The 6,928-nt window shown below is 70.0% G+C and carries 9 protein-coding genes and 1 pseudogene; 6 read left to right on the top strand and 4 right to left on the bottom strand.

From position 1 onward, the window contains the following. Together AB0P06_RS33825 and AB0P06_RS33820 are read left to right on the top strand one after the other, a co-directional pair. A pseudogene (locus AB0P06_RS33825) lies at positions 1-627 on the top strand (IS5 family transposase); the annotation flags it as partial. A gap of 67 nt (positions 628-694) precedes the next feature. After that, complete coding sequence (locus AB0P06_RS33820; RefSeq protein ID WP_363614256.1) at positions 695-1,051, top strand: hypothetical protein; 357 nt, start codon at positions 695-697, stop codon at positions 1,049-1,051. 182 nt (positions 1,052-1,233) lie between these two features. On the opposite strand, the gene AB0P06_RS33815 is transcribed toward AB0P06_RS33820, so the two are convergent. Together AB0P06_RS33815 and AB0P06_RS33810 are read right to left on the bottom strand one after the other, a co-directional pair. Beyond that, on the bottom strand, positions 1,234-1,668 hold the full coding sequence (locus AB0P06_RS33815) for a MarR family transcriptional regulator (RefSeq protein ID WP_355675980.1): 435 nt from the start codon (positions 1,666-1,668) through the stop codon (positions 1,234-1,236). Then, positions 1,665-2,180 carry a MarR family transcriptional regulator gene (locus AB0P06_RS33810; RefSeq protein WP_363614254.1) on the bottom strand — a complete coding sequence of 172 codons (516 nt, stop codon included), beginning with the start codon at positions 2,178-2,180 and terminating at the stop codon, positions 1,665-1,667. The genes AB0P06_RS33815 and AB0P06_RS33810 overlap by 4 nt, the downstream gene beginning before the upstream one ends. A gap of 1,285 nt (positions 2,181-3,465) precedes the next feature. On the opposite strand from AB0P06_RS33810, the gene AB0P06_RS33805 reads away from it, so the two are divergent. From AB0P06_RS33805 to AB0P06_RS33790, 4 genes are read left to right on the top strand one after another with little or no spacing between them, the layout of a single operon-like run. Continuing rightward, positions 3,466-3,774 carry a hypothetical protein gene (locus AB0P06_RS33805; protein ID WP_363614252.1) on the top strand — a complete coding sequence of 103 codons (309 nt, stop codon included), beginning with the start codon at positions 3,466-3,468 and terminating at the stop codon, positions 3,772-3,774. Then, the gene (locus tag AB0P06_RS33800; RefSeq protein WP_363614250.1) at positions 3,771-5,411 is read left to right on the top strand and encodes an alpha/beta hydrolase; all 1,641 of its coding nucleotides are present in this window, start codon (positions 3,771-3,773) and stop codon (positions 5,409-5,411) included. Before AB0P06_RS33805 ends, AB0P06_RS33800 begins: the two co-directional genes overlap by 4 nt. 28 nt (positions 5,412-5,439) lie before the next feature. Beyond that, the gene (locus AB0P06_RS33795; RefSeq protein WP_363614248.1) at positions 5,440-6,003 is read left to right on the top strand and encodes a hypothetical protein; all 564 of its coding nucleotides are present in this window, start codon (positions 5,440-5,442) and stop codon (positions 6,001-6,003) included. A 43-nt stretch (positions 6,004-6,046) separates the two neighbouring features. Next, a complete protein-coding gene (locus AB0P06_RS33790) occupies positions 6,047-6,184 on the top strand; it encodes a hypothetical protein (RefSeq protein WP_363614246.1) in 138 nt (45 codons plus the stop codon). A 43-nt stretch (positions 6,185-6,227) separates the two neighbouring features. On the opposite strand, the gene AB0P06_RS33785 is transcribed toward AB0P06_RS33790, so the two are convergent. Together AB0P06_RS33785 and AB0P06_RS33780 are read right to left on the bottom strand one after the other, a co-directional pair. Next, complete coding sequence (locus AB0P06_RS33785) at positions 6,228-6,449, bottom strand: hypothetical protein (RefSeq protein ID WP_363614244.1); 222 nt, start codon at positions 6,447-6,449, stop codon at positions 6,228-6,230. A gap of 157 nt (positions 6,450-6,606) precedes the next feature. Next, complete coding sequence (locus AB0P06_RS33780) at positions 6,607-6,870, bottom strand: hypothetical protein (RefSeq protein WP_363614242.1); 264 nt, start codon at positions 6,868-6,870, stop codon at positions 6,607-6,609. Between the last annotated feature and the right edge of the window lie 58 nt (positions 6,871-6,928).

The following is a 6,928-nucleotide window of genomic DNA, read 5'->3' as shown; positions in this document are numbered from 1 at the left end:
CGAGGAGGCGGAGAAGGCCCGGCAAAAGGGGGAGGCCCGGAGGAACAAGACGGGCGGGTCGCCTCAGGTGACCCGAAACGGGAAGAACGGCGACGTATCCGGCGTCGGCGCAGGCTCCGGCTGAAGGAAGCCCTGCTCGGACGCTCCAGGGGTGGGCAGACCAGCAAGGTCCATTGCGCCGGCGACCGAAAGTGCCGCCCGCTGGCTTTCGTCCTGACCGAGGGACAGGCCGCGGACAGCCCGCAGTTCATCCCCGTGCTGAAGAAGGTCCGGGTCCGCGGGCCCGTCGGCCGTCCCCGCACCCGGCCGGACGCGGTGGCCGGGGACAAGGCCTACTCGTCACGCGGCAACCGCGCCCACCTGCGCAAGCGCCGCATCAAGGCGGTCATCCCGGAGAAGAAGGACCAGAGCGCCAACCGGAAGAAGAAGGGCCGCCAGGGCGGCCGGCCCGTCAGCCACGACGCCGAGCTCTACAAGGAGCGCAACACCGTCGAGCGCCTGATCAACAAGCTGAAGGCCTGGCGAGGCATCGCCACCCGGTATGACAAGACCCCGGAAAGCTACCTCGCCGGCCTCCACCTCCGTGGCGCGATGATCTGGATCAAGGACCTCACCCGGACCCGTTGATCACGACCGAATACGCGCCCTAGTCGCCGAGCGCCTCGCCGACGCTCACCAGGAGGCCGGCGGCGCCGTGCTGTCGGCCGGGACGGTCGGCGGGATCGTCGCCGCCGCGGTCGCCGAGGTCCGCGCCCGCCCCGACGTCCCGGCCGCCGAGCTGGAGACCGGCCCCGCCCCGGACGGCATCACCACCGAGACATGGCGCCGCCACGTTTCTGTCGGCCGCGACGCGATCACCCAGCAGCGCGCCGCCCAGCTCGGCATCGGCGCGCTCGCCCTCGAGGTCGTACCGGCCTACGTCTCCGACCGCCAGGCCGAGGACAGCGGCCTCGCCCGCCTCGCGAACGACATCGGCATCACCACCGCCGAGATCCTCGCCTGCCGCCGCTACGCCATCTCCGGGGACGTCCTGGCGATGGACGGCTGGTAGAAACCTGCAGGCCACAGGGGGCGGCTTATAGATTTGCGCCCGTCGGCGATGGCCTGGGAGTGTGCGTCTCGGATCCAGCGGGCGGTCGCTGGTACCGGCTTGTCCACCCCAACTTCGTTCACGGCACGACACGTTACCGAGCGCCACTGACAGTAGCGCTCTCAGCTCGAGCACCGCACGCCTTACTCCTGGTCGGGGACGGCCTTGATGGTGCGTCGGCGTCGGGCGTCCACGTTGCCGACCTTCCGGGGGCCTTCGGCGCGGGCATCGAGGGTGATCTCGGGGGCCTCCAGCGCTTCGCCCACCAGGCGACGGATCTCGGGGTTGGAGGCGAAGAAGAAGCGGGGGTTGACGCGGTAACTTCCCGGGTCCGGGTGCTCGACCAACTGGAGCGCTTCCAGCCGAGCCAGGGCCTCGTACGCGGTGGAGGTCGAGGTGCCGCAGTCGTGGGCGATCTCCTCGACGTCGGCCGTGATCGGGGCGAACACGGCGCCGTGGCTGGTGAGCCATTCCAGGACGCTGCGCTGGCTGGCGGACAGGTTCAGCGTGTAGACGGGCGGCATGCCGAGGCTGTCCGGGTCGAAGTCACCGTGGTGGCTGTGGGTGGCGGCGCTCATCGGGTGCCTCCGTTCGTCGTGCGGCGCGGTCCGGGCGTCTTGGCGGCCGCTTTCTCGGCGGCCTTCTTCGCGGCAGTGATCGCCTTGGCGTCCGGTGTGATCGGCGGCGGATCCAACCTACGGCACGCCTGTACCTGGGCGTCGCCAGAGCCTTCCCAGAAGCGCCGCGGGTTCAGCTGGTAGGTCTGGCTACGGGGGCTGGTCTTAAGCAGGATGTTCAGCTTCACCAGGCGGGCGAGCGCCGTCTTCGCGGTCGTCTCCGTAGCCAGGATCGCCCCCGCAACGGCGGCGGCGGTCACCTTCACGGCCGCGCCGGCCCCACCGTTCGAGCGCACCCAGTCGATCGTCGCCCACTCCGCCCCGGACAGCGCCAGCGAGTACAGCGGCGCGTCGTCGGTGTAGGCGTTGAGGGTGTAGGAGCCGTCCATGGTGTGCGGCGTCCGGGGCTTCGGCGCAGGCAGCACCGTCCCCGTATCCAGGTTCACCAGGGCGATGTTGCCCCTGCGAGCCATGTTGCTCCTCACCGTGCCGTCGTTGTCCGAGAACCGGTCCAACGACCGGTGCGCCACCAGGTTTCTAAGGGCTGTTTTTTCAGACGTTAGCTCCGGAAAACCAGACCTTAGCGGCAAGAACCTACAGCAAGAGGCCCGAAAAACGCAGGCGCCTGGCAGCGTGTCGAGCCACTGCCTCCTCACCGCCCCCTGCCGTAACGTCTGGTTTTCTGGCTACAACGTCTGGAAAACCAGACGTTAGCGACGGGAAAACCGCAGGTCAGGGCATATGTCCCTTCTTATGTAGTAAAGGTAAGCGGTCACGCGGGCCTTCACCCCGATGGCCAGGGCCACGCACCGGTGCACTGGCCGGGGTGTCGGCGGTCCGGGCCTGCGGCAGGCGGGCCACCCGTGCCGCTCCCTCCGCCCGACCGGGATGCCATCGCCGTTCTGCACCACTGCGTCCGCAGGGTTGTACGGCGCCGATCACGAAATCGCGGCTGCCGCCGCGACCGGGCCTTGACGGCCCTTTCCGCGCTCATCCATCACCAGGCGGGCACCCATACCGGGCCGACGCATTGGTGCCGGTCACCGGCGATCCACCGGTCTGTACGGGTGGTTCTGCTGCCGTACGTCTTGGTGGTGCTCAGCGATCTCGTTCAGGTGGGTGGTGACCTGGGCTCATGCTGGGTGGTGGGCAGGCTGGCGATCCTGGGGCAGTTGGGTGCGGCAGGTTCCTGGGCCCGGCACGGGTACCGGCCACTGACACAGGGGCGGGGGCCAGGCTGGGCCGTCCACGGCCCAGCCGGTGCGGCGACGGGCTGACGGCGGGGCCGGCCACGGCCACGGTGGCGGGTCGGCGCCGCAGGCTCTCGACCGGGGGATGGTCCAGCGCATCCGGGCGCTGGCCACGGGTGCGGGGGCGGAGCACGCCGCGCCCAGCCACCCTCCCGGGCCGGGTCCGCGTGGGTCACCAGGTTGCCGCCCGGGCCCGGCTCCCGGCAGGGCAGGTGCCGCCACCGGTAGAGCGGGGAGAGCGAGGGGGCCAACCAGGCCGGGCGGACCGTCACCTCAGCGGTCGGAGAGGAAACCTCAGATGGACTCATGGTGTTCGATGGCGGCCGGGGTAGTAACGGTGGTGGTGCGTTGGGCGGTCTGGTGGGCGGCGAGGGCCCACCGAGAAGGTCCGTCGTTGTGACCTGCGGACAGGATCGGATACCCGGCATCTGAGTATCCGTGTGGATGCGCAGCGTATTGTGGGGTTCGTTTGGGTGCCTTGTGTTGTTGACTCCGGGGGGAGATTGCGTTGGCGGATGTCAGCGTTGTGCCGCAGGAACTGCACGCATCGGCGCAGGTGGCGAAGAGTCTGGCCGAAGAACTGGCCAAGCCTGTTCAGGCGGCGCTGGCCGCGGCGACGGCGGCTTCCGGGCAGCTCGCGGGCTGGTCGGTGGCCGGTGGTCTCGGGCAGTTGGGAAGTGGCTGGGCCGCGCCGCTGGCGGCGCTGGGGCAGAGGATCGCGGCTACTGGCGCGAACCTGGATGCGAGTGCTGAGGCGCATTCCCACAATGAGCAGGCTGTGGCCGGCTCGTGGAGCCAGGCGCAGGGGGCGAAGTGAGCGTCTTCGAGCTGCTGGTGAAGTTCGACCCTCAGGGGCTGCGTGAGGCGGCGAAGAGCTGGAAGGCCCTGGCGCACACGGTGGAGGCCGTGGGTTCCCGTCATCGCAATCAGGTCAACGGGCCGCTTCGCCGGCACTGGGAGGGAGTGGACGCCGCTGCGGCGTTCCCTTTCATGGAGCGTACCGAGCAGCAGTTGGACATCGTGCGGGTGGAGGCGGAGGCGGCGGCGCTGACGCTGAACACGGTCGCGGACCGGATGTACCAGGCGCAGACCAACCTGACGAACGCGGTGCACCGGGCTCAGGACTCCGGTCTTGTGGTGTCGGCGGAGGGAGTGGTGAGTCTTCCGCCAGCGGCTCCGGGGGACCGCAACGACCCGGACGCCCAGGCCGCGCGCCGCGACCTGGCCGGTCTCGGGGCCGGTTACCAGGAGCGGATCGACCGGGCGCTGAAGGACGCCCAGGCGGCGAGCGATCAGGGCAACACGGCCCTCGGGCGGCTGGGCGCGGACATCCTGGACGGCAAGCGGGCGACCGGGGCGATGGCCGAGACCCGGACCGATGCTGCGGACGTGATGAAGGACCTGGGTCTGGCCGACGCGTACGTCCCGGACGGTAAGGACCCGCAGAAGACCGCCGAATGGTGGAAAGGCCTGACCGCCGACCAGCAGCAGACCTACCTGGCGCTGAACGCCGCCAGGATCGGCGCGCTCGACGGCCTGCCGGCCACCGTGCGGGACGAGGCCAACCGGCTCGTCCTGGACCAGAAACTCGACGCCTTGCAGGCCGGCTCCCCGACCTCGCTCGGCCTCGACCAGACGACCTACGACAAGCGCAAGGCCGCCCTGGAGACGATCAAGGAGAAACTCGACAAGAACGACACCACCGACGAGTCACGCCGGCTCTACCTGCTGGGAATCGACCCCGAGGCGTACGGCTCCGACGGACGGGCGATCGTCGCCACCGGCAACCCCGACAAAGCCCAGCACACCGCCGTCTTCGTCCCCGGCACCAACACCGACTTCAACAGCGTCCCCGGGCAGATCGACCACATCAAGAAGCTTCAGGACGTCACGAGGGACCGGCTCAAGGCCGGGGAGAACGTCTCGGTGATCTCGTACCTCGGCTACGACACCCCCGAGAGCCTCCCCGAGGCAGCGAACCCTATGCGCGGGATCGACGGCGCCGAGGACATGCGGAGGTTCTCCGACGGCCTCAGGGTCGCGCACGGCGAGCCGAAGAGCCACGTCACCTACGTCGCCCACAGCTACGGCAGCTACGCCGTCGGCGTCGCGGCCAGCGGCGGAGACGGCCTGCACGCCGACGACATCGTCGCCCTGGGAAGCCCCGGCATGGGCGTCCTCGACGCCGATCAGTTGAACATCGACCCGGAGCACGTGTGGATCGGCGAGGCCAGTGACGACCCGACCCGGCTCGTCGGCGGCGCCACCCTGGGACCTAGCCCCCACATATGGGGTTTCGGCGGTAACAACATCCACATCGATACCAGCGGGCACGGCGGGTACTGGGACGACGGCAGCGACAGCCTCCTCAACCAGGCGAAGATCATTGCCGGACAGCGCCCGACGACTTCCTCGAAGGAAGCGCCCCTCCTGGGCAATATCCCTCTCCCCTGAGGCCCCGACGCAGCCGAAGGACCAGCCCATGACCTACCACCTGCCCGTTCACCCCCACCGCACGGCCGTCCGCGCACGCCGCTTCCTGGCCGCCCTGCTGATGGTCACAACCCTCGGAGCCTGCATGTCCTCCACCCCCGGTACCGGCAAGGACGACCCCCTGCCCGTCAAATCCCGCGAGGAAGCGCAGGCATGGGCCCGCCAGCTGACCGAGCACCTGGCCCAGGCCGCCGGAATCCAGATCAACGACGAGCCCATCAGCCCGGGCTTCAACTCCTGCGTCGGAAAGAACGGCGAGTCCGCACCCGACGACCGGTTCACCCTCAGCTACGGGGCACACAGCAACGTCCCCAACGCCCAGCACAACGACGTCGTCCGCAAGGTCAGGGACCTGCTCAAAGGCGAGGGCCTGGACATCACCGACTACCGCGAAATGCCCGACCGCTCACCACAGTCACTCGTTTTCGCCCGCCACCCCACCAGCAGGTACGTCGTCGACGTCTCCAGCACCGCTGGCGACGACCGCATGGTCCTGAGCGTCATCACCCCGTGCCTGAAGCCACCATCGGCATCCTCATCCCCCGACTCCTGACCGCTGCCACCGGGCCGCTGGTGCGGCCCTGCGCCACTGGCTGGTGGCCGAGCAGCGCGCCGAGGCCACCGCCACCGCCGAGCAGGTCTGCCCCATCGCCACCGTGCCGCCCCGGCCCCACCAGGGCGGCCACCCCGGACTGGACGAACACGAGTACGTCGCCGCCCTGGCACTGCTGTGACCGACACCACCCTCACCGGCCTGCAGCACCTGTCCCACCGCCCCTACGCCGAGGCCGTCGCCGCTGGGAACACCTCGATCCGCGGTCCCTTCTTCGGGACGAGGACCTCGCAGTAGTGGTGGTCGAAGGACAGGACCGCCGGGCGCTGGAGCCGCCAGGCCAGCACCGCGTTGACGGCGGCGGCCAGGCCGAGGGCGTGACCCTGGTACTGGCGCAGCAGTTGCTCGGCGTCGGCGTACAGGTGCCGGTCCGCTGGCGGCAACACGATGAAGCCCTGCCCGGCGACACCATCGGGGAGACGATCAGGACCCGGGCGAGTGAGAGGGCTTCGGCGCCCTGGGCGTGGAGGTCGTCCTTGCGGTTGAACGCCGCCAGCAGCACGGAGGTGTCGGCGACCGCGACGCCCAGCGGGGCGGTGGAGCTCACCGGCCGGTCCCTTCGTGCAGCCACTCGTCCGCCCGGGCGGCCAGGTCCGGCGGGCCGTCGAACAGCGCCCAGTCCGCCAGCGGCTCGGCGGGGATCGGCAGGACGCCGGCGGCGTGCTCGATCGCCAGCTCCTCCTGGGTGCGGCCGAGTACGGCGGCCAGGTCCCGCAGGATCTGCGCTTCCACCCCGGAGACGGTGATGCTCGCGGTGATCGACGGCTGTGCCGGGGGCTCCGGGGCCGGTTCCGACTGAGGGCTCATCTTCACTCCGTCCAAGGGGGTGGGCCTGCAGGTCGGCGGGCGGTCCGCAGGCTGATCC

It is taken from the genome of Kitasatospora sp. NPDC088351 (assembly GCF_040685575.1).
Lineage (GTDB): Bacteria > Actinomycetota > Actinomycetes > Streptomycetales > Streptomycetaceae > Kitasatospora.
This window is presented reverse-complemented; position numbering and strand designations above follow the sequence as displayed.

Excerpts from the sequence above, each read along its gene's own strand:
- AB0P06_RS33815 (WP_355675980.1), bottom strand. The coding sequence starts at position 1,668 with ATGAGCGCCGCCACCCACAGCCACCACGGTGACTTCGACCCGGACAGC.
- AB0P06_RS33810 (WP_363614254.1), bottom strand. The coding sequence starts at position 2,180 with ATGGCTCGCAGGGGCAACATCGCCCTGGTGAACCTGGATACGGGGACG.
- AB0P06_RS33795 (WP_363614248.1), top strand. The coding sequence starts at position 5,440 with ATGACCTACCACCTGCCCGTTCACCCCCACCGCACGGCCGTCCGCGCA.
- AB0P06_RS33780 (WP_363614242.1), bottom strand. The coding sequence starts at position 6,870 with ATGAGCCCTCAGTCGGAACCGGCCCCGGAGCCCCCGGCACAGCCGTCG.